Genomic DNA, 20,060 nt, shown 5'->3' with positions numbered 1-20,060 from the left:
GCCCTGTCAGGGCACCGAACGATGAACACTGATCGGGGTTAGTATGAATGATCATCCAAACGAAACGGTGCCGGCAACACCTCAGGAACTGGCCGAACAGTACGGAATGCCGTACGAGGATCTGGAAACGTTCCGTCCCAACCATGAGCTGATTAAACGGTTTCCCAGTCAGGATTTGTTTAGAACAAACGTCCTGCCTCTGCGTTCTGACGAGGATCGAATCGCAGTGGCGGTTTCAGATCCGCTGAATCTTGACCTCCTGGACGAACTGTCCGTCTGTTCAGGACTGCTGCTGGATCCCGTTGTCGCAGATAAAGCCCAGATTGAACGTTGGCTGAAAAAGTGTCTGGGCGTCGGGGGAGGTACCGTACAAGAACTGGTGGCCATGTCCGTGGATGAAGCGGAGGCTCTACAGGCGGCCGCCGAAGATGAAATCGACGATGTTTCACAGGCTTCTTCGGTCGTCAAACTGGTGAATGAACTGCTGGTCGAAGCGGTAGAGCTGCGCGCCAGTGACGTTCACATCGAACCGGAGGAAGATGGACTGGATGTACGTTTTCGTGTGGACGGAATTCTGCGTCTCCAGCCGGTCCCGCAGCAGATCCACCGGTTTCGGGCGGCGATTGTTAGTCGCCTGAAAATCATGTCCCGACTGAACATTGCCGAGAAACGGCGTCCGCAGGACGGTCGAATCAAGCTGGCTGTGAGTGGTCGGGAAATCGATGTGCGTGCATCGGTAATCCCCATGCTGCACGGGGAAGGAGTTGTTCTGCGACTGCTGGATAACTCTCAGGCACAGCTGGACCTTGATTTTGTCAACTTTCCCGACGATCTGAGACAACAGTGGAACCACATCATTCGCAAGACAAACGGCCTGGTTCTGGTGACGGGTCCAACCGGCAGCGGCAAAACAACCACGCTTTACAGCTCCCTGTGTGAAATACGATCTCCGGAAAGAAAGATTATTACTGTGGAAGACCCGGTCGAATACAATCTGCGCGGGGTCAGTCAGATTCAGGTTCACGATCAGGTGGGGCTTAATTTTTCTGAGGGACTCCGCAGCATTCTGCGTCATGACCCTGATGTTGTACTGATCGGAGAAGTGCGTGATGAGGAGACAGCGTGCAGTGCCATTCAGGCATCACTCACCGGTCACCTGGTACTCAGTACACTGCATACAAACGACGCCGCCTCCGCTTTTACCCGACTGATTGATATGGGGGTAGAACCCTATCTGGTTGCCAGCACCGTTGAAGCTGTTCTGGCTCAAAGGCTGATTCGTCGCTTATGCCGCAGCTGCAAACAACAGATCACATCGTCTCAACCAAACCTGCCGACGGATCTTGTCCTGAATTCGGATCAGGTGATTTATGAAGCTAAAGGATGTCGTGAATGTCATCAGACCGGTTATAACGGACGACTGGCCGTATTTGAGTTATTGGTGATGAACAACCGAATTCGAACTCTTTGCAACCAAAACACGTCCACTGCGGAGCTGCGTCGCCAGGCGCTCAGTGACGGTATGCTTTCGCTGAGGCAGATGGGATGGCAACAGGTGGTTGCCGGCAATAGTACGCTTTCAGAGCTTGTCCGCGTCTGTCCGGATCCGGAGTGAAGGACGATATCAGAGGGCCGGTTAGTAGGCGTTACCGCAATGACCAACCGGTCCGGTTCCGCGGCATACCGGTCGCCGTCCGTTTTCAACAATACACAGCGCCCTGGCCTGTCCTGAACATCGTTTCATCGATGATGGTTAACGCCGCACCGGTTGCGAGAAATCACCTGCAAATCACGATGCAGCAACAACCGATGGCGAAACCCTGAACAATCCAGCACAAACTGTACTGCAGCAACCGCTTCAGCATCGCTGTACCATCCCAGAGCAATCCCGCCCTGAACGTCACCTTTAACGGTGACATACTCTGCTATCTGCCTTAAATCGGACGGGGCAAGAATGCCACGTGTGACCAACCAGGCCACCGAATCGTATTCTGCCGGCGTTTCCTCCGGTGCCGGCTGCTGTCGCCAAATCGCCCGGGCGGCCGCAGGCGTTAAGGGAGGAATACTGTTCAGAACCGTTTCCGAAGCCTGGTTCACGTTGATACGACCTTCGATGGCTGTCATCTCCGTGGTCGTCAGCAATTGGTCCACAACAGGAAGCTGACGCGACAGAACACCGGGATCGGAACTCCATGGCGATTTGAGAATCTGATCTTCTTCATCAATGGTGATGCGGAGTTGCCCGCCAAACAGATGAACAAGTGACCTGATCCGCTGGGGCGGGCGGGAACTGAGCACAATACCGCCGCGGACCTCGTTGAGATCTGTGTCATCGGATCCGAATTCAGGCTGATTCTGAAGATTCAGCTTTGCTTTTTCCTGTTGTCGTTCGGGCTGACCGGGAACCTTATCCGGGGAAGGGTCATCCGGCCATTTGGCCTCAACCATTCTCATGGCAACAATGTAACGAGCCATCTCCGGTCCCAAAAGCGGCAACAGTTCGTCATAAAGCTCAGCCAGATCCTGCTGGTTCAGATTGATCTTAACTATCCCGTCTGCGTCCAGCACACCTTCGCGACTGACCAGGGTCAGAAATTCACTCCATCCCCGATTCAAAATGCCGTTCTCATCGTCGGGCGGCATGGTGACGGATCCGTCATCTTCGTTCGGGTCCAGCAGACCGTTTGCGTTCTGATCTTCGCCAAACAAAAGGTCTGAGGTGATACCGCGAACCAGCAACAGTTCCCGTAGATGCTCAAATCGCGATTGTCGGGGTCGGTAGGGAGGATTTTGAGACGTATACCAACTGGATTCAGCTCCAAATTCAGATGGTTCATCATCGGAATCCATCCAGTCGAGTATGGCATCGGCAATTTTCACGGTCATTCCAGGTAATACCAGCAACCGGTCCCGGGAATGATCACGGTCAGACGACTCCAGCGGCAGTGCATTGACATTCAATCGGGCGGATTCATCCTGCAAACCAAACAGTGCGGGTTTTCCACGTTCCGGAAAACGGCGAATCACAGCGGCACTGCACCCACGCTCAGAAAATTTCGGCAGCCTCACCGGCCCGCTGTGGAGTCCTGTTGTTTGAGGATCGTGAATCGCGACTTTGCTCAGTTCGACTGCAGACGCAGCAAGTTCCCGTCGCTGTATGTGATCGTGTGAAGAATGCACGGCCGTGTATTCCAGCAGCGTACGTTCTGTGAACGAGTAAACGGAATAACTCAACAGGGTCACAATCACCAGTACGAGAACAAGCACCACCCCACGGCGTGGGTGACTGTTGATCGGTGACCGGGCAAAGTCCCGTCGTTTCATTGCCAGTCTCCTCGGACTTCTGAGAATGACTGGGGCAGCCGGATCGTGACTGTTCGTTCCACCTCCGTTTGATCTTCAAACTGACACGTCATCCGCACGGCATCAGGACAGCGGTACGACTGATCTTTTCCCCACAGATTCAGCCACTGACTGCCGTCGAAATACTCAAAATGTATCGAAGACATCTGATCAATAACGGAACCAGTTACCTCAGGGGTAATCAAATCCCGCTGAAGGCCCGGTGTAACGGGAAATTTCAGTCGCACCAGACCGTGATCGAGACCGGAAAGACTGAGTGACAGGTCCGTTACTGACTGTATGTTTACGGGCAAACTGACTGATTGCCCCTGATTCAGACACCACACGATGTAACACAACTCCATCGAGGTTTCCGCATCAGGAAATCGCGGAGATCCTTGGCCAGCCAGCACACTCAACCAGTCCTTTCCCCCTGCCACATGAACAGGTTCATACCGGGCCACTGCCCCGGGCAGAATCAATACTTCCGGCAGATCGGTCTGATTGTTGATCTGTTCCGGCCGTAAATCAGCTGATGTGTCCGCATCACTGAAATCAGCCTGGACCGGAGGATCTGGAGGAGCAGGGCACGCCGCTCTCAGGTCCGTACTGATGTCATCGATCAGAGCAAGCAGCCTGGCAGAACCGGCAATCTGATCCTGACTGCGAACTCGATAGTTCCAGTAAAGCCGGATAGAGGAGTAAGCCGCGATCAGCAACATCGAACACAGTGCCGTCGCCAGCAGAGTTTCCAGCAGAGTGAAACCGTGTCGAACACCGGTACACAAACCAGTTGGGCGGCGGACCTGCATTAGAACGTCCATCCTTCCGTAACCGACTGGTCTACTGAAGATTCAGGAGATTCCACCAACAGGCGGCTGATCCGGAACTGCGTCAGACGCTGCAGTGGACCTTCCTGCCAGACTCGCACCTGCAGACGTCTGGTACGCGGGAATGACGTTGGTTCGACGGTCGCTTCCCAGTGCCAGCCGGAATGATCACCGGCAACGCCGAATGTTCGGTCTGCCAGCTCCCCCGGTTCCAACATCAATTCGTTCAGTCGGGAACTGCAGCGAACAGCAGCTTCAGTTTCCAGTTCAATTCGACGAGCAGCCTGTGCCGCCACAAAACTGCGTTGCGTCAAAGCACTGAGCGCAACAGCCAGAATCACACTGGCAAGAAGAATCTCCAGCAGAGTGACTCCGCGGCGATGTCGACTTGCCGGGGATGTAACAATGGACTTCACGGAACGAGTGACCTCCGGAACCGTCTACCATACGTCACAAGTTGTACGAAAATTACGTTTTTGCCTGAATCGAACCAATTATCAACGAATCTTGTTTCCAGACATCAATCATTCGGGACCATAGATTCAATGGCACAAACATCCGATTCACACCAGGAGACGACAGTCCACAAAATGAGACCGTATGCATAAGGAATCATCAGTCTCGCTGCACCCGCCGCAACCAATCTGTCGCGGACAAATACAATTCCGTTCGAAGCAGGCACATCGCTGACATCCGGTATAAAATTCAGACGTGCAGCAGACCAGCGATACAGTAAAAGTACCTGTGAGAGCACAAGTTTCAATGGCTGAGTTCGAATACACAGCTTCGGATGCAGAGTTACGGCGAGTATCCGGCATCGTGAGTGCCCCCTCCCGAGGGGATGCACTGCGTGTGCTCATGGAACAGCAGTTAACGCCTGTTCTGCTGCAACAGCACTCTCACACGAATGTTCGACACGGCAGAGTCCGATCTTCCGTGCTTGCCTCAGCCTACTCCATGCTGGCCGATCAGCTGGAAACCGGAGTACCCCTGCTGAATGCTCTACAGGTTTTAGAAGAACAATCGGACAGTGAAACATTTCGGCACAGCCTCAATCATGTTGCAGATCGCGTGTCGGATGGTGCCGGTCTGGCAGATGCAATGGAACAGCAGACCGGAATTTTTGGGCCGCTGGATACCAGCGTCATTCGGGCCGGCGAAGAAGGCGCGTTTCTGCCGGATGCCCTGAGACGCATCGCGATGGTCCGTGAACGTAATGAAGCCACCAAAAGTCGCATTCTGGGGGCACTGGCCTACCCGCTGCTGCTGGTCATCGTAGGAACGATTGTTGTGGTGGGAATGCTGACCTTCTTTGTGCCCAAATTTGATCCGCTGTTCGAAAACCTGCGAAAGGCGGATGCAATGCCGATGTCCACGTTGATTTTGCTGGCACTCAGTGGTTTTCTCAAGGTATGGGGCCTGTGGCTCGCCGCTGCCTGTGGTCTGGGAGTTATGCTTTCCTGGAAAATGCTGACAGGGTCGACCTCCCGTCGTCTGATGGATCGTGCACTGCTGCGAACCTGGCTGATTGGACCAATCATACGTGACTTCGCCATCGCCCGTTTCTGCCGAATCCTGGGTTCACTTCTGCAGAACGGAGTCCCCATGCTGCGGTCTCTGGACATTGCCGCAAAGGCGGCTGCCAACAGGGAACTAAGTGAGTCCATTAATGCGGCCGCAGAAAGTGTGGCATCCGGTGACTCATTAACCACCCCGCTGGCTTCCTGTGGTCAGTTCACCGGCGATATTCTGCAGATGATGCAGGTGGCTGAGCAGTCCAATCGTCTGGAATCTGTACTGCTGCGTGTCTCTGAAAAACTGGATGTGCGGGCTCAGCAGCGTCTTGATCTTTTTGTGAGGATGCTGGAACCGGCCCTGATGCTGGTGATGGCCATCATCGTAGGATTTCTTGTGGTTGCACTGTTGATGCCTGTCTTCGAAAGCAACGGCCTGGTATAAACGATTGCGGATACTGATAAAAAGGTTTGCTGGTATGAAACACCATCCGAACAGTCGCCGTCACGGCTTCACACTCATGGAGGTGTTGCTGGTACTGGGAATCATGGGCATCATCATGGCCATGGTTGTGCCTCGGCTGCTGGGCCGTCAGCAACTCGCCAGTATCGATACCACCTACGGCAGTATCGAAGGTATCACTCAGGCCCTTCGACTGTATTCTCTGGATCATCACGGGCGTTACCCAACCACTGCCGACTCCCTGCAGGTACTGGTAAGTCGTCCGAGCAACAGTGATTCCAAATGGCGGGGGCCGTATCTGGAACGAACTCCGCAGGATGCCTGGGGAAACGATTTCGATTACCGAAGTCCCGGAGTTCACCTTAAAGACACATTCGACATTTCTTCGGCTGGTCCCGACGGCATTCCGGGAAGTGATGACGACATCACCAACTGGGACATCAGGTGATCAGATGAGGTCCATTCCCAGATCGACAGATTGTCATTGTCAAAAGTTCCGCACCGATGAAACGTGCTCGGGATTTACATTGCTGGAAATAATGCTGACGCTGAGTCTCATTTTGGTTCTGACGTCAGTAACACTGCCTGCACTTTTCGGATGGCAGGCCCGCATGCCACTGCAACGGGCAGAGACAGCGATCAGACATCAGTGTCTGGGAGCCCGTATTGATGCAATTCGTTCGGGAGTGACATGGATGGTCAGCCTGCCGACTGAGTCCCGACCCGGGTTCTCAGCGACTGTCGGCTCACCAGCCACTGACAGAGTTCCACTGAAGTCCGACTTTGAATCCGATATCCGTTCCGTTCAGGCGGAAGACTTTCAGGGGCGACCGCTGGAACATCTTTTGTTCTATCCAGGCGGCACCACGTCGGCAGCTCGAATCATCATCCAGGATCACCAGGGAAGCACTGCAGTGCTGCGACTTGACCGATTAACAGGCATGGTGACGTTGGAAGAGGCAGAATGAATTTCAGTCGGATGAAAAATCTCAGTGATCTGCTTCCACTGCACGGAGCGTCTCGTCCCGGACTGGTCGTGCAGTGGCTGCGAACACAGATAATATTGTCCGAAGTCCGATTTCATGCCGGTGTCCCGCGTGTTGTTCGGTCTGTCACGCTGAACCATCAGGAGGAATACTGCCCGTCCGATCCACAAGTCATGGGAATGGCCATCCGCCGTAAAATGGATCAGGTACAGATGACACCCGGTCCGGCGGTCATTGCATTGCCCCGACAGACAACAATCGTTCGCACTGTCAATGTAGCCGAAATACCGAACTCCGACATACCGCAGGCAGTCGCCCTGCATATCGAGGAACGTGAGCATACTCTTAATCGTGAGTTGTCTTATGACTATCTGCTGCACAGAACAGAATCAGGTCAGGCATCGTTTGCCACGCTCGTGGCCTGCCCTCGTAATATCACTCAGGGAATTGTTGCGTCACTGGAAGCTGCAGGAATCAACGCTGACACGTGTTGTCTGGCTGAACTGTGTCTGGGACAACTGATTAAGAAGAGTCATTGCGATTCGTTCATAATGCTTCTGGCCGGTGAGATGGAAATGGAAGCTGTTTTTATTCACAGGCAGCGGCCCGTGACGACGGTGACTATGCGGATGCCTGCCGACATCAGGCAGGCGGCCCAACAGATGGACAGCCTTTGCCGACGGCTGCAGGACTCACTGCCGGGCGATCTGACAATGTCCAACGTCGGCAGGGTCTATGTACTCGGCAGACACACCCAGGCACTGGTCCGGCAGATAAACGATCCCCGTGTCAGCAGATGCCCCCTGGAAGATGGTGCCGAGGATGATGCGGGATTGATCCATGCCGTCTGTCTCGATGGCCGATCAGCAGAACAAACAATCGATCTGTTGCACCCTAAACTGCCGGTCAGTCCACATCGGACACGACGACGGCAACTGATACGCCGGGTCGTTCCTGTCACCGCTGTCTTACTGCTGGCCGCGACCCTATTATTACTGTGGCATCAGTCACTGCAGGCAGATCTGCACTCTGTGACCACCCGTATCGACCGCAACAGACAAATACTTCAGCATGCAGAATCTCTCCTCGCACAATGGAATGCACTCAGCCGGTGGCAGTTTGAACAGAGTGATGTTTCTCGGGAATTGCTGCGACTGCACAGTCATCTACCTGACCAGGAACGTATTTACCTCACCCGTTTACGGCTGGAAAACATCGCAGGCCGGGAAGCGGCCGTCCTGCGACTCGACGGGGTTGCCAAAGAAACGGCTGACGTCATGCAGTTCAATCATCGTCTGCTGAACGACCGGTACCAGTTAAAGCTACACGGAATTGAACCGGCAACCCGCGACGCACAGTTTCGATCTCAGTTTCAGGTTGAAACCACGCTGCCACATCATCAGTCGTACTCTAAGCCGGGAGAATCCTGATGTTGAACACAAAACGGGAAAAACGCCTGTTCCGAATCTTTGGGATTGCCCTGGCAGGAATGATCGCCTGGCAGACCGTCGGACAATATGTATTCCATCCAATCACCGCATTACAGCAAAAGCTGCGCACTGCAACCGCTGAAGACCGGCGTCTGCAGCGAGAACGGGAAACTGTGTACCAGGTTGCTGCGCAGCTGGAAGAGTTCCAGAACCAAAGTCTGCCGAGCGATCCGGATACAGCATCCGTCGTTTATCAGCACTGGCTGATACGCTGTTTGAAATCATGTCAGATCAACGATGCGATGGTGACCCCTGGACCGGCGATACCGGTCGAACAGGCGGGACATCGCATCCCGTTCTCCGTTTCCGGATCCGCCACCCTGTCCCGCATTGGTGCCTTGCTGGACAGTATTCAGACAACCAGGCTCCTGCACCGGGTCACTCATCTGAATATCGCATCACACGGAAATTCAACGTCCGGGACTCGTACTTTGACCATGACGCTGGAAGTTTTCGCCGCAAACGGATCTGAGAATACAGCACGTTTACCGGATGCACTGCCGGTTACGGATGGTAATTCCCTGCAACTGGCGTTCTCGCAGCAGGATTTTTTTCAAAGACAAGTTCGGGATGCTCAAGCTGCTGTCACCACAGTCTCACGCAATGAACCCAAAGATACCGAACCAATACCAAACATTGAACCAACACACGAAGTACCAGCGGACGTTGAACCGACACACGAAGAACCAACGCCTCAGCCTCCCGAATCCTGGCTGTTCGCTGGTTCCGTGCTCAACAATGGGATCCGTCAGGCGTGGTTCATAAATTCATCCAGTGGACAGGATTCGATTCTCGAAGCAAACGGCTCGCTGCATCTGGGTTCAAGTGTACTGACAGTGATTGAAATACACTCAGATGAAGCACAGATCCGGCTGGACAATAAACAGCTAACCATTGCCATTGGGGATGTTGTGCATGAGCCGGATGCAGTGACGCACTCCCGGTCATCATAAACGGTTGTCGGCCAGAGCCCTGCCTGGCGCCTATTAAAAACCGCGTTTGACACACAGCTCGTAGCAGAGTTCGTCCGGATTGTCTCTGTTTACGTCAGACATATTCAGCCGTTTCTACATTCGAAACAGGCCGAAGTTTTCAGGTCCAGGCATACTGATCAGATGGTTCAGAACGCCTCCGCGCTGTCTGAATCATCGGTAACAGACCACAGATCGGCAGATCTGATGGTCAATCCAATCGCCGGCGTCGAATCACAGGTACAGTCCGTGGCCGCCGTTTAGACCGGAAAACCCGGCCTGTGACCTGAACAACGCACACCATTCAAGGAATAATATAAGACAGGCCGCCGTTACCGACATCGGAAGCTTCAAGCATGACGGTCGGCACTCCAGGCTGACTGTCATCAACGTACAAGGGCAGACTGGGATGAGTAAACGGTCCGATTCCGGCCTCAATTCTTGGGTCTGTTAACCGAAACATCATATCAATGACATTTTGTCGATCATTTCCTCGAAGTTTCAATTCACGAATTTGACTGTCCAGCTTGTCAAGATCGTGATTTCCTCCACGGATGTAGAAATCGATCGTACCGGCAATCGTCGCTGTCCGTCCGTCGTGAAAATAGGGACCGGTCAACGGAAGATTCAGGATATGCACCGACTTGAAATATCCCACCCCAGGATCGCCTTCGTCGTTGGGAACTGGTGACTCCGGACTGAGGTTCCCCTCAACAATACCTGGGTCTTCATCCAGAGAACTCACACCTGTAACAACCCATGGACGTCGACCAAGATCACCGAGTGTGGCATGACTTGTCCCGTCCTCATAATGACATTTGTCGCAACGCAGACGTTTAAATGATCGCTTTTGGGCTCTGGTGGGCCGTGGTGTTTCAGATACCAGCGATTGCTCATAGGCATAAATGGCCATACCAAAGAACAAACTGAAATTGTTTTCCGTGCAGGTGGTTTCGATCAACTGTGGTGATGCCCCGTCAATGCTGACACGTGCATACTGCCCTGAGAGCTCATCACTAAGAAAAGGTTTTAGGGGGCCTTCCCCAAACACATCGTTAATCATGTCGTAGTAGGTTTCACCTGACTGAGCTAACTCGTCTGCGAGGTCACCTCTCTGCATGGCAAGTGGCTGAACACGCATCATTTTGTATCCCAAATCCGGGTACTGGCGTCCACGGGCAGCCATTTCCACTTCATTGTTGGGGGGACCAACTGCCTGCGATGCCTGTGCTGCGTCAAATACGACCACCGCGCGTACACCCTGCGGGGTGCATAAGACGTGTTCAGTCGCGGGTTTCCCCGAGGGATTGCAGCCGTTGAAGACGTTGTTGGCCCGTCCGTCCCAGAACAGGTGAATCGAGTCCGAGTTAACTGCGGCCGGTGCCTGACGCCCCGTGATGTTGAACCCAGGCGACAATTCCCCAGGAGTGGACTGTTCCACCACTTCAAATGCCTCCACAGCGTGTGCGACACCATTATTAACCCGGATTGCCCGGAAGTCAGCGAGCTGAACGCCTCGAGACCCCACAACGTTAGCATCGTTGATGCCGGGCGTATCCGAAATCTCACTCACCGCAACACGCTCCGGATTGGAGTCTGCTCCGGCAGAATAGTGGCAACTGGCACAAGCATGTTGCGCTCCGTTACCACTCCCCAGCTGCACATCCCAAAACAAAGCTTTGCCCAACTTGATCGCAGCCTCGTGATCTGAGAAACATGAATTGGGATCCTCAACCACCACATCCCGAGCCATCAGTGGGGTCGCCATCCAGATTCCAGTCATGGCAATCACGGCAGCCACAGATCTGTTTCTAATCTTACCCACGTCAGTCCCCCTTTTTCTGAAAAACACACTGCGCTCGAAACACATCAAAAAAACAGAGGCGGTCTTGCAAATTGATCTGTCAACCCACACTTCCTGTTCAGTTCGCAGGAGCCATACTCAGAACTAACTTCAACACGGCCGGACGGCGCGCAATGAACGCGCAATTTTTCAGACCAACTGCCTGGAGCCGGTATCAACTCGACCGTAAACAACACCGGATAATGGTGGACGGTCACAGGGTTCCAGTTTGATACTCGAACGAATGATTTCCGCCGCATTTCCTCGCGACTACGCGTGGAATGAGGACACAGGAAAACAACCCGGCTCTAATTCATCGACCTTTGCAGCTAGTGCGGCACTCCAGTGCCCGTATTGAATTCGCCGGCGGACTTGACCATCCAGGCGAGCCGCGGATCACCTCAGGGAATACGATAATCAGGGTTATCAATGGTTATCTGTATACCCTCGGTGTAACAAACCTAAGTTCTATTGAATGCCGTTTAGCAAAACAGCCTTCTCGATAAACGCTGTACTAATAAATGCTGTCTGCGAAATACCTGATGAACGATGTTCTATGCATTCAGTCACCAGTGAATTGGTTAATGTCCCGTTTGTGCAAAATTAAAAAGGGCCTGCAACTAACCTGAAGGCATGAACGGTTATTGCATGGAGAAAAAACACGTCTTCCGCAGCAGTCCCGGTTTTTATTTAAACACCAGCATTAGAGTGACCTTGTTTATGGGCACCTGTTGACTGGCGAGTTGCCAAATCTTCTGTTCGTGTTCTCCAGGTCGAATCTATGCCGATGCCGGCTGTTGTGAAGATCGCGAATAACACTAACTCCGACAGGGCATCCACCCGTCATTTACAAATCAACTCCGGATCTTTTGGGGAATCGCCGGAAGACACCCATAGTGATTGTTTGTTTTAAAATTTATGAATGTGTTCTTAATAAGGCTCGGATTGTTTATAGAGCTGAAGCGATAGCTGACCACAGACATTCCGAAAATAACAATTATTTGTTTTGGGCGTGAATGAAACGGGAACCTTAATCATTGACAGATAATGTCTAATATCAGGTGCTGTTGACGGGTCAATGTCTCTCTTCCGGACGAAGAAGATCTAATTGACCGGACGTCTCTCAGAAGAGATTGACCATCCTTTTAGATGCTCATCAAGTTGGCCCGTTCCCGGGACCAGTGCGGCTTTCCGGGGCGACCGCCATGATGAATGTCGGTACGATGAGTGACCGGGGTGCATGTTCCCTCGTCAGCTAAATTCAATGATCAGCAATAAAAATCAGACTTCCGTGTCCCGGCACCGTAACGTCAAACCGGTCATACGCTAATTATCGCCTCAGTCCCGAAGACTCCGAACCAGTCTGCTCATCGCCCTAAACTGGTCAGTCTGTGCTGTGTCGCACCATTCAAAAGCCACACTTTCCACCGTACAAATGGTGGCTCCGGCGTCCCGTAATCGTTGGACGCCGATCTCATGATCATGCCGGCTCCCACTGCCAACGGCGTCTTCCGCCACGTACACTCGATAACCGCGGGCCAGCAGATCGAGCCCGGTCTGAAGTATACACACGTGAGATTCCATCCCGATCAGGACCACCTGACTGCGGCCGTCATGGGCATCGGGTGCCATCTCTGCACTCATACCTGTGTGTTTACAAAAGCCTTCTGCAGCGCTGAATCGCTCCTTGTCGAATGTGAAGCCGATGGCCGGATGGCCGGCAAGTTCGGATACCGTGTGTCCAAGTCCGTGCGGATACTGTTCTGAAACGACGACCGGAATTTGAAACAGCTGAGCCACTTCCAGAACAAACCGGATGCGGCGAACGAGATCAATACCACGGTGAATCGCAGGAATCAGTTTCTCCTGAACGTCAACGACCAGCAGACGACTGCGATGACGGCATAAAAGTTCAGGGCTGCGAAGGAGGGCCGAATCAGTCATAACTTGTAAATAAATAACGTGTTGCAAGGAAAGTGTTGAAGCCGGTGAACAGTCGTGAAACTGCAATTGTAGAACTTCAGGGCTTGAATCACATCCTGGTTGAATAAGAATCAGTGCACGCCTGATCTCCCGAAAAACTGCGCGAAGGAAAATGACCCAATGCTGGTCCGGATTGGAAAATGCCGCCTGCAACTGGTGCAGGGTGATATTACGCTGCAACAGGTTGATGCGGTGGTCAATGCTGCCAATGCTCTGCTGGCAGGTGGAGGGGGCGTCGACGGGGCAATTCACCGGGCAGGTGGACCGGAAATCATGCTGGATACCGGTGCGCGTTATCCGGACGGATGCTCCACCGGAAATGCCGTCGCGTCTGTTGCAGGGCTGCTGCCGGCCATGCATCTGATACACACAGTCGGACCGGTCTGGCGAGGCGGACAAAACGGAGAATCGACTGCCCTGGCATCCTGCTACCGGAAATCTTTGCAGCTGGCTGTGGATCTGGCCTGTAAATCTGTTGCATTTCCTGCAATCAGTACCGGAGTCTATGGATATCCGCTGGATCTGGCTGCAAATGTTAGCCTGAAGTCCGTCATCGATTTTTTGAAGTGGCACAAACAGCCCGATGACGTACGGTTTGTTCTGTTTGGTGAAGGGGCCTTCGGGGCCTTCGCCAGATCACTGGAAATCCAGCTCACCTGAAATGCAGCCGTTAACATGCCAGGACCCACCATCCGCCAACTCACTGCATCGGATGGCCGTCGCGTGCATTTTCGACACTGGAATGCCGGGAAGAAATGCCGCGGTGTGGTCGTGGCACTGCACGGCATTCAAAGTCATTCCGGCTGGTTCACCTGGTCTTCCGAACAACTGGCAACCGCCGGCTATGATGTCTACTTTGCCGATCGTCGCGGCTCGGGACTCAACGGATTTCATCGAGGTCACGCTGACCACGGTCTGAGACTGATTAATGACGTGCTGCAACTGATTCGACTGAGTCGCCAGGAACACGAAGACTCCATGGTGCCGCTGACTCTGATGGGTATCAGCTGGGGAGGAAAGATTGCGGCAGCACTGGCTGCAGTCCGGCCACAGGAAATCGACAATCTGATCCTTCTGTATCCGGGCCTGATTCCGCTGCTGCAACCGACGCAAATACAAAACGTTAAACTCAAACTCGCCCGACGGTTCGATGTCCGTTTCCGGGGCATTGACATTCCGCTGACCGACCCAAAGCTCTTTACTGCTGCACCCAAACATCAGGAATTCATCACAGAAGACCCGCTGGCACTGCATCGGGTCACCAGCGGATTTCTGAATTCCGGTCGCGACCTGGATCGCATCACCCGGCAAAACTGCGAACGTATTGTTCATCCCACACTGCTGATGCTCGCCGGCCGTGATCAGATTATCGACAACCATGCAACATGCCGGCTCGTGGCACAGTTCGGATCACACCACCAGACAACAATTCGATACCCAACAGCTCAGCATACCCTGGAGTTTGAACCAAACCGCGGGCAGTTTGTCGGCAATCTGATCGACTGGCTGGAATCGTCCACACAACACAAAATTTAGTGTGTTCACAGGATGCGGTCATATGCCCGTGTCATGAAATGGCACGGCAGATAGCAGATCATCACGACATCGCTCAACCACCAGTCGGGCAGCAGCAAACGCACAGGCAGCTTCGGCAACGGCGCATGAACCAAATTCACTAAGATTCACTGTGGCCGTCAGCCCGCACTCTGCAGCCACCTGTGCTGCCAAAAACAGGCCGCTGCCACTGAGAATCACGTGCGGTTGAACTTCGACATCATCGCGATGTGCGTTCGTCATCTGCATGTTCTGTGTTTCTCTGACCATCAGGACAGCCCGAACGAGTTCGTCCTGTTGCACACGAGCCAGCTGTCGTGCAATATCATCAGTTGATTTTTCAGTCAGCTCCTGCACATCACAGCACAGCATTCCGGCAATGCGTCTGCGGGCCGCGGCAACGGTTGCCGGTCGGCCGTCCGCGGTATTGGTGTTTTCCGGATTCTCAACAAGGGAACCCAGCACGAGGTAGACATCCTGCATGGTTGCAAACAATTCCGCAGCCAGCGGGATTCTCATTCCATTCAGCATCACCGATCGACTGACCGCGCACAATGGCGTACGCCGAACTCCGGTATAGACGAGTTCCGCATGCAGCAGGCGTTCCAAATCAGTCAGCCCCGAGGGTACCGGAAAGCCATCCAGCAAAGGAATGATGTCAGTTGTCGTAGACCCGATATCAATGAGAATCGCCGGACCAGTCGGGACGGATCGTCCGACCCAGGTCGCCAAAGCATGCCAGTTGGCAGCCGCTACCAGTTCCGGTAATTCGACAGCATCTTTCGGTTCAGCAAACTCTCCGGATGTCAGCCAAATCCGAATTTCCGAATGTGGAAACGCCTTTTGCACACTGCCAATCACCCAGGAAACACCGTCCGCTTTGGTCTCAAAACAGTCAGCCAGTTCGGCTGTCATCGTGACACCCACCAGTTCAGGACATTCCATCCACGAAAGCGATCGCAGTTGGTCAGTCAGTTGATCATACTGTTGCCACATGGCAAACGCGGCTACTCGAACCCGTCCGTCCGGGTCTGCTGCCTTAAGATTGGCACCACCGATATCCAGCCCCAGAGCCGTCGTCATGGCTGGCCCGTCGCTTTGTTGGGCTGCGGATCACGCAGAAACCGGTAACCCGTCCCGCGGATGGATGTCAGATGCCGGGGATTTGCAGGATCCAGTTCAATCATGCGTCGCAACCGCATCACGAAATTGTCAATTGAACGCGTCGTGATATCGGCTGAATCTCTCCAGACATCCGACTGCAGCCGGGACCGGGACAGGACCATACCGTCATGGTCCAGAAAGTAACGCAGTAACTCCTGCTCACGAGTTGTCAGAGAACTCTTCCGACTGCCTTTCACAAGTTCGAAGCGACCAAAGTCGACACTGACGTCTCCAAATTCTTCAAGGTCATCTGCCGGACGGATTCGTTTGGCGTTGACCAGATTTCTGCGACGTCGTTCCAGCAGATTACGTACTCTGCTCAACAATTCCGGCAGAGCAAACGGTTTCGTCATGTACTGATCCACCCCGCAGTCGAAAGCCTGTGCCTTGTCTTCCGGCAGAGTACGGGCGGTCAGTGCGAGGACCGGAATATCAGGATTCGAACGTCGAAGAATTCGACAGGCTTCGTAACCGCTCATTTCAGGCAGCATCAGATCCAGGACGACCAGATCGATCTCCGGATCTGCTGAATCCAGTGTATTCAGCGCAGCAGGACCGTCACCGGCGACATCAACCAGATATCCCTCCTGCTCAAAGTTAAACCTGAGCCCGTGCGCAATAGCCGGTTCGTCTTCGACAACAAGGATTCGCATCCGTTCAGACTCCTGCTGTTTCTGACGCAACCGGTTTCTGAGAAGTCTCTTCGGCCTGATCAACAGAACGAGCCGCCAAGCGCCCGGGAAGAATTACTTCAAACACACAACCTTCTTCGGCTGTCGAGTTAACCACACTGACGCGCCCCTTGAGAATTCCGACCAGTGTCTTGACGATGTACAGTCCCAGGCCGGTCCCTTTACGAGTTCGCTGCAGTTCATCGCTGCCGCGAAAGAACAACTGAAAGACCTGTCGCCGCTGAGTTTCGGGAATTCCCGGCCCATTGTCCTGCACTCGAACGGCCACACGATCCCATCCTCGCGGAAGTACAGAAACCAATACTCGCGGCGGATCACCACCGTACTTCACAGCATTGTCGATGAGGTTACCGAAAATCATTTCCAGCACCATGCGTCGAGTGTGCAGAGCGACCGGAGCAACATCAAACTCAAAAACTTCATCCACATTGCATTTGTGATGTTTACAGGATGATTGTGCCGCGGCCTGCAGCAAAGGCAGCAGATCAACATGTTCGGGTTCGGTCCGGCTGCCGATTTCGTCCAGACGCCCCACTTCCAGCAATTGATTGATTAGTTGATCCAGACGTTCCAGTTCACTCTCCATGGTCGAATAAAATTCCCGCCGGTCCTCCTGCCCCATATCTCTCATCAGCAACGTATCCAGATACAGCCTCAGTGCAGCAATTGGCGTCTTGAGTTCATGCGTCACACTGTCAACAAAGTTTGACTGTCGGCGATTAAGCTGAATTTCCTTAATCGTCAGAAACGAATAAAACGAAATCCCAAACAGACTGATCGCCAGCGCAACAGCTCCCAACACCAGCGCCGGCCACGCACTTTCGCGTGCGAGCAACACGATCAGCACAACCATCAACGTGATATTCACTGCCGATAATACCACGCTGCTCCAGATGGGCAGCTTGAGATGGCGGCGTCTGCGACGAAAATCAGCCACGGTAGTCGCTCAACATTGAAGGTAGGTAGAGTGACTTAAAATGATACCAGCAGTGAAATGACTTCAACAGCATCTCAACGCGTTCATGACGGATCGGAAGTAATTCATAATGACTCTGTGCGAATTCAGAAAAAAAATTGACATAAGACCTCAGAAACCGGCAGCCCGCTTCTTCATCAAATCTCCATGTTTCGCAGTGGGTGGGTTTCTGATCATCGATGCTCTGCTCACGGCCCGGGGATTTAGCCAGACATAAAGACACTACCATCTGAGCAGCAAGCGGTCCCCGTCCTGGTGAGACGCGAACTGCTGCAGGACGGTTTTTTTTCGTCAGTTGATAACGTCACAGGAAGCGGTACCGGATCGCCGCTTGCCCCCCTGGCAACACCGAATCAATGAGTGCACAGTGATTCAGCAACAGCAGTTTCATCTGATATTCCTGAAACCGTGCAGGAACACATCAAATGACGGCGGTAACAAGAAGGTGTCATGAGGTTGGTGCTGCATCAAAATTTTTTAACCTTGTGCTTCAGGATCCCGAGCTCGTCTCTCCGCTGCAATAGTTGTGCGATCACACTGATGGAAATCTCGGCTGGTGTGTTGTTGCCCAACGGGACGCCCACAGGACAGTAGAACGAATCGATTTTGTCTGACGGTATAGCCTGTTCCCGCAATTCACGACGGAGAACACTGGCTTTCTGGGGACTGCCAATCACACCAACGTAAGGGGCGTCGCGCGTCTGCAGGATTTCGGTCAGAACCGGCAGATCCGATGCATGGCCCTGCGTCATCAACAGGAAGAACGTATTGGCCGGCTGGTCTTTGACAACACTGTGCAGTTCTGTCGGACAATGCGTTCCGAGCTTCGGATGCGAGGGAAGCTTTGCAAGCCAGTCTGGTCGCGAATCGAAACAATTCACGCGGCAGTTGAGCTGCACCAGCATGGGGATCAATGTCTGAGCAATATGGCCGGCGCCAAATACCGCAATTGACCAGCCGTCACTGCCACAGACTTCAAAGAACAGTTTGACTTCGCCGCCACAGGTCATCCCAATATCAGTTTGCAGATTCCATGTGACGAATTCGCTGTTCGTTCCGTTTTCCTGGATCAGCAGCTGCTGGGCATGCCGGATAGCAGTCGCCTCAATTCGACCACCGCCCACGGTGCCAGACTCAATGCCGTGTGCTGTGATGATCGCTTTTGCACCGATGATTTGAGGTGCGCTCCCGCGAATATCAATCAAGGTGACGATCACGAATGACGCATTCGCATCCAGCAGCCGGCTCAGTCTCCGGGAATATTGCACGACATCGAATGTCATGGGGACCTTTTTTTGTTGTAATCGCTGTACAGAGTTTCAAAACCATTACATACACACAACACACGCCTGGGCAACCTTCAAAAAGGCATTTCCGGTGAGTCGATTTTACGCGATTGTCCCGGCAGCTGGAAGGAGTCGTCGCATGGGTCGGCCCAAGCTGCTTCTACCGTGGGAACACTGGACACTGATTGATCAACTGCTTTACGCCTGGACCAACAGTACGGTCGATCATGTTGTTGTCGTGGTTCGCAGTGACGATGAAGAACTCCAGTCAGTCTGCGCTCGGTGGCCGGTACACACCGTTAAGCCGACTATCGCTCCAAATGATATGAAAGAATCCGTCCGGATTGGGTTGCAGTTTCTTGACGACCACTGGCGACCAACTAACGAAGACGGCTGCTTTGTGGCGCCAGCCGACCTGCCCGGACTGAACTCGGCTGTCATTGACGGACTCATCGAGGCCGGTATTGGTGCCACGGCCATTACCGTACCGAGATTTGGAAGGCGTCGGGGACACCCGGCCCTGTTTCCCTGGTCTGTGACGTCTCAGATCTTCGATTTGCCGCAGGATCAGGGTGTCAACCAGGTGGTAGAACAGAATCCGCAGCACATCGTGGATTTTCCAGCCGAAGATTATTTTCCAGACATGGACACACCTGAAGAATACCGATCAATGCTGGAATCGCAAAAAGATCAATCGAGAGATCGGGCAAGCGACGTGCAGGAACACACCGACGAGCCGGAAGTGTAAACTCCTGGTTTGATGTCTGTCGTACGAACAGAGGACCTGCGTTCCCAGTTCGCCAGGTGAATTTGCATTTGTCATTCCTCAGCGCCGGGATCTGTATCGAACACCATCGATCATTCTGCATCCCCGTGGCCGGCTCTCAAAGCAATCCAGGCATGATCCTGCCGCCTGAGAAGATCCCTCGGTTGCAAATGGCCATCAGTTGACGTTTACCGAACCTG

18 protein-coding genes are annotated in these 20,060 nt (G+C 53.3%); 9 read left to right on the top strand and 9 right to left on the bottom strand.

From position 1 onward, the window contains the following. The first annotated feature begins 43 nt into the window (after positions 1–43). Positions 44–1,615, top strand: a complete 1,572-nt coding sequence (locus tag MK110_18495) for a GspE/PulE family protein (GenBank protein MCH2213295.1) — start codon at positions 44–46, stop codon at positions 1,613–1,615. A 125-nt stretch (positions 1,616–1,740) separates the two neighbouring features. On the opposite strand, the gene MK110_18490 is transcribed toward MK110_18495, so the two are convergent. Genes MK110_18490 through MK110_18480 form a run of 3 tightly spaced genes read right to left on the bottom strand, consistent with a single transcriptional unit; the run spans position 1,741 to position 4,588 of the window. Beyond that, positions 1,741–3,324 carry a type II secretion system protein GspK gene (locus tag MK110_18490; protein MCH2213294.1) on the bottom strand — a complete coding sequence of 528 codons (1,584 nt, stop codon included), beginning with the start codon at positions 3,322–3,324 and terminating at the stop codon, positions 1,741–1,743. Then, the gene (locus MK110_18485; protein MCH2213293.1) at positions 3,321–4,154 is read right to left on the bottom strand and encodes a type II secretion system protein GspJ; all 834 of its coding nucleotides are present in this window, start codon (positions 4,152–4,154) and stop codon (positions 3,321–3,323) included. The genes MK110_18490 and MK110_18485 overlap by 4 nt, the downstream gene beginning before the upstream one ends. Next, positions 4,154–4,588, bottom strand: a complete 435-nt coding sequence (locus MK110_18480; GenBank protein ID MCH2213292.1) for a type II secretion system protein — start codon at positions 4,586–4,588, stop codon at positions 4,154–4,156. Before MK110_18480 ends, MK110_18485 begins: the two co-directional genes overlap by 1 nt. 346 nt (positions 4,589–4,934) lie before the next feature. Here MK110_18480 and MK110_18475 point away from each other — a divergent pair, with 346 nt between their 5' ends. From MK110_18475 to MK110_18455, 5 genes are all read left to right on the top strand, one after another. Continuing rightward, a complete protein-coding gene (locus tag MK110_18475) occupies positions 4,935–6,131 on the top strand; it encodes a type II secretion system F family protein (protein MCH2213291.1) in 1,197 nt (398 codons plus the stop codon). Between the two features lie 34 nt (positions 6,132–6,165). Continuing rightward, the gene (gene gspG, locus MK110_18470) at positions 6,166–6,597 is read left to right on the top strand and encodes a type II secretion system major pseudopilin GspG (GenBank protein MCH2213290.1); all 432 of its coding nucleotides are present in this window, start codon (positions 6,166–6,168) and stop codon (positions 6,595–6,597) included. Positions 6,598–6,676: 79 nt separating this feature from the next. Continuing rightward, positions 6,677–7,117, top strand: coding sequence for a hypothetical protein (locus MK110_18465; GenBank protein ID MCH2213289.1), 441 nt, complete (start codon positions 6,677–6,679; stop codon positions 7,115–7,117). 11 nt (positions 7,118–7,128) lie between these two features. Next, positions 7,129–8,565, top strand: a complete 1,437-nt coding sequence (locus tag MK110_18460; GenBank protein ID MCH2213288.1) for a hypothetical protein — start codon at positions 7,129–7,131, stop codon at positions 8,563–8,565. Further along, complete coding sequence (locus MK110_18455; protein ID MCH2213287.1) at positions 8,565–9,578, top strand: hypothetical protein; 1,014 nt, start codon at positions 8,565–8,567, stop codon at positions 9,576–9,578. Before MK110_18460 ends, MK110_18455 begins: the two co-directional genes overlap by 1 nt. 322 nt (positions 9,579–9,900) lie before the next feature. On the opposite strand, the gene MK110_18450 is transcribed toward MK110_18455, so the two are convergent. Together MK110_18450 and MK110_18445 are read right to left on the bottom strand one after the other, a co-directional pair. Further along, the gene (locus MK110_18450; protein MCH2213286.1) at positions 9,901–11,421 is read right to left on the bottom strand and encodes a hypothetical protein; all 1,521 of its coding nucleotides are present in this window, start codon (positions 11,419–11,421) and stop codon (positions 9,901–9,903) included. A gap of 1,356 nt (positions 11,422–12,777) precedes the next feature. Continuing rightward, on the bottom strand, positions 12,778–13,383 hold the full coding sequence (locus tag MK110_18445) for an isochorismatase family protein (protein ID MCH2213285.1): 606 nt from the start codon (positions 13,381–13,383) through the stop codon (positions 12,778–12,780). 159 nt (positions 13,384–13,542) lie between these two features. Here MK110_18445 and MK110_18440 point away from each other — a divergent pair, with 159 nt between their 5' ends. Both MK110_18440 and MK110_18435 read left to right on the top strand, forming a co-directional pair. Continuing rightward, on the top strand, positions 13,543–14,082 hold the full coding sequence (locus MK110_18440; protein ID MCH2213284.1) for an O-acetyl-ADP-ribose deacetylase: 540 nt from the start codon (positions 13,543–13,545) through the stop codon (positions 14,080–14,082). Between the two features lie 15 nt (positions 14,083–14,097). Beyond that, positions 14,098–14,958, top strand: a complete 861-nt coding sequence (locus MK110_18435) for a lysophospholipase (GenBank protein ID MCH2213283.1) — start codon at positions 14,098–14,100, stop codon at positions 14,956–14,958. 18 nt (positions 14,959–14,976) lie between these two features. Here MK110_18435 and MK110_18430 read toward each other — a convergent pair whose 3' ends face one another. The 4 genes from MK110_18430 to MK110_18415 form a co-directional block, all read right to left on the bottom strand. Beyond that, positions 14,977–16,059, bottom strand: a complete 1,083-nt coding sequence (locus MK110_18430; protein ID MCH2213282.1) for a hypothetical protein — start codon at positions 16,057–16,059, stop codon at positions 14,977–14,979. After that, entirely contained in the window at positions 16,056–16,793 is a 738-nt protein-coding gene (locus MK110_18425; protein ID MCH2213281.1) for a response regulator transcription factor, read from the bottom strand. The genes MK110_18430 and MK110_18425 overlap by 4 nt, the downstream gene beginning before the upstream one ends. A 4-nt stretch (positions 16,794–16,797) precedes the next feature. Further along, complete coding sequence (locus tag MK110_18420) at positions 16,798–17,769, bottom strand: HAMP domain-containing histidine kinase (protein ID MCH2213280.1); 972 nt, start codon at positions 17,767–17,769, stop codon at positions 16,798–16,800. A 506-nt stretch (positions 17,770–18,275) separates the two neighbouring features. Next, positions 18,276–19,091, bottom strand: coding sequence for an XdhC family protein (locus MK110_18415; GenBank protein ID MCH2213279.1), 816 nt, complete (start codon positions 19,089–19,091; stop codon positions 18,276–18,278). Between the two features lie 142 nt (positions 19,092–19,233). Here MK110_18415 and MK110_18410 point away from each other — a divergent pair, with 142 nt between their 5' ends. Next, positions 19,234–19,842, top strand: coding sequence for an NTP transferase domain-containing protein (locus MK110_18410; protein ID MCH2213278.1), 609 nt, complete (start codon positions 19,234–19,236; stop codon positions 19,840–19,842). The last annotated feature ends 218 nt before the right edge of the window (positions 19,843–20,060 follow it).

The sequence above is a fragment of the Fuerstiella sp. genome (assembly GCA_022447225.1).
In the GTDB taxonomy this organism is placed as follows: domain Bacteria; phylum Planctomycetota; class Planctomycetia; order Planctomycetales; family Planctomycetaceae; genus S139-18.
Note: the sequence above shows the minus strand (reverse complement) of the source record. Positions and strands in the feature narration are given on the sequence as shown.

Excerpts from the sequence above, each read along its gene's own strand:
- MK110_18495 (MCH2213295.1), top strand. The coding sequence starts at position 44 with ATGAATGATCATCCAAACGAAACGGTGCCGGCAACACCTCAGGAACTG.
- MK110_18490 (MCH2213294.1), bottom strand. The coding sequence starts at position 3,324 with ATGAAACGACGGGACTTTGCCCGGTCACCGATCAACAGTCACCCACGC.
- MK110_18485 (MCH2213293.1), bottom strand. The coding sequence starts at position 4,154 with ATGCAGGTCCGCCGCCCAACTGGTTTGTGTACCGGTGTTCGACACGGT.
- MK110_18475 (MCH2213291.1), top strand. The coding sequence starts at position 4,935 with ATGGCTGAGTTCGAATACACAGCTTCGGATGCAGAGTTACGGCGAGTA.
- gspG (MCH2213290.1), top strand. The coding sequence starts at position 6,166 with ATGAAACACCATCCGAACAGTCGCCGTCACGGCTTCACACTCATGGAG.
- MK110_18460 (MCH2213288.1), top strand. The coding sequence starts at position 7,129 with ATGAAAAATCTCAGTGATCTGCTTCCACTGCACGGAGCGTCTCGTCCC.
- MK110_18455 (MCH2213287.1), top strand. The coding sequence starts at position 8,565 with ATGTTGAACACAAAACGGGAAAAACGCCTGTTCCGAATCTTTGGGATT.
- MK110_18445 (MCH2213285.1), bottom strand. The coding sequence starts at position 13,383 with ATGACTGATTCGGCCCTCCTTCGCAGCCCTGAACTTTTATGCCGTCAT.
- MK110_18440 (MCH2213284.1), top strand. The coding sequence starts at position 13,543 with ATGCTGGTCCGGATTGGAAAATGCCGCCTGCAACTGGTGCAGGGTGAT.
- MK110_18435 (MCH2213283.1), top strand. The coding sequence starts at position 14,098 with ATGCCAGGACCCACCATCCGCCAACTCACTGCATCGGATGGCCGTCGC.
- MK110_18430 (MCH2213282.1), bottom strand. The coding sequence starts at position 16,059 with ATGACGACGGCTCTGGGGCTGGATATCGGTGGTGCCAATCTTAAGGCA.
- MK110_18425 (MCH2213281.1), bottom strand. The coding sequence starts at position 16,793 with ATGCGAATCCTTGTTGTCGAAGACGAACCGGCTATTGCGCACGGGCTC.
- MK110_18415 (MCH2213279.1), bottom strand. The coding sequence starts at position 19,091 with ATGACATTCGATGTCGTGCAATATTCCCGGAGACTGAGCCGGCTGCTG.
- MK110_18410 (MCH2213278.1), top strand. The coding sequence starts at position 19,234 with ATGGGTCGGCCCAAGCTGCTTCTACCGTGGGAACACTGGACACTGATT.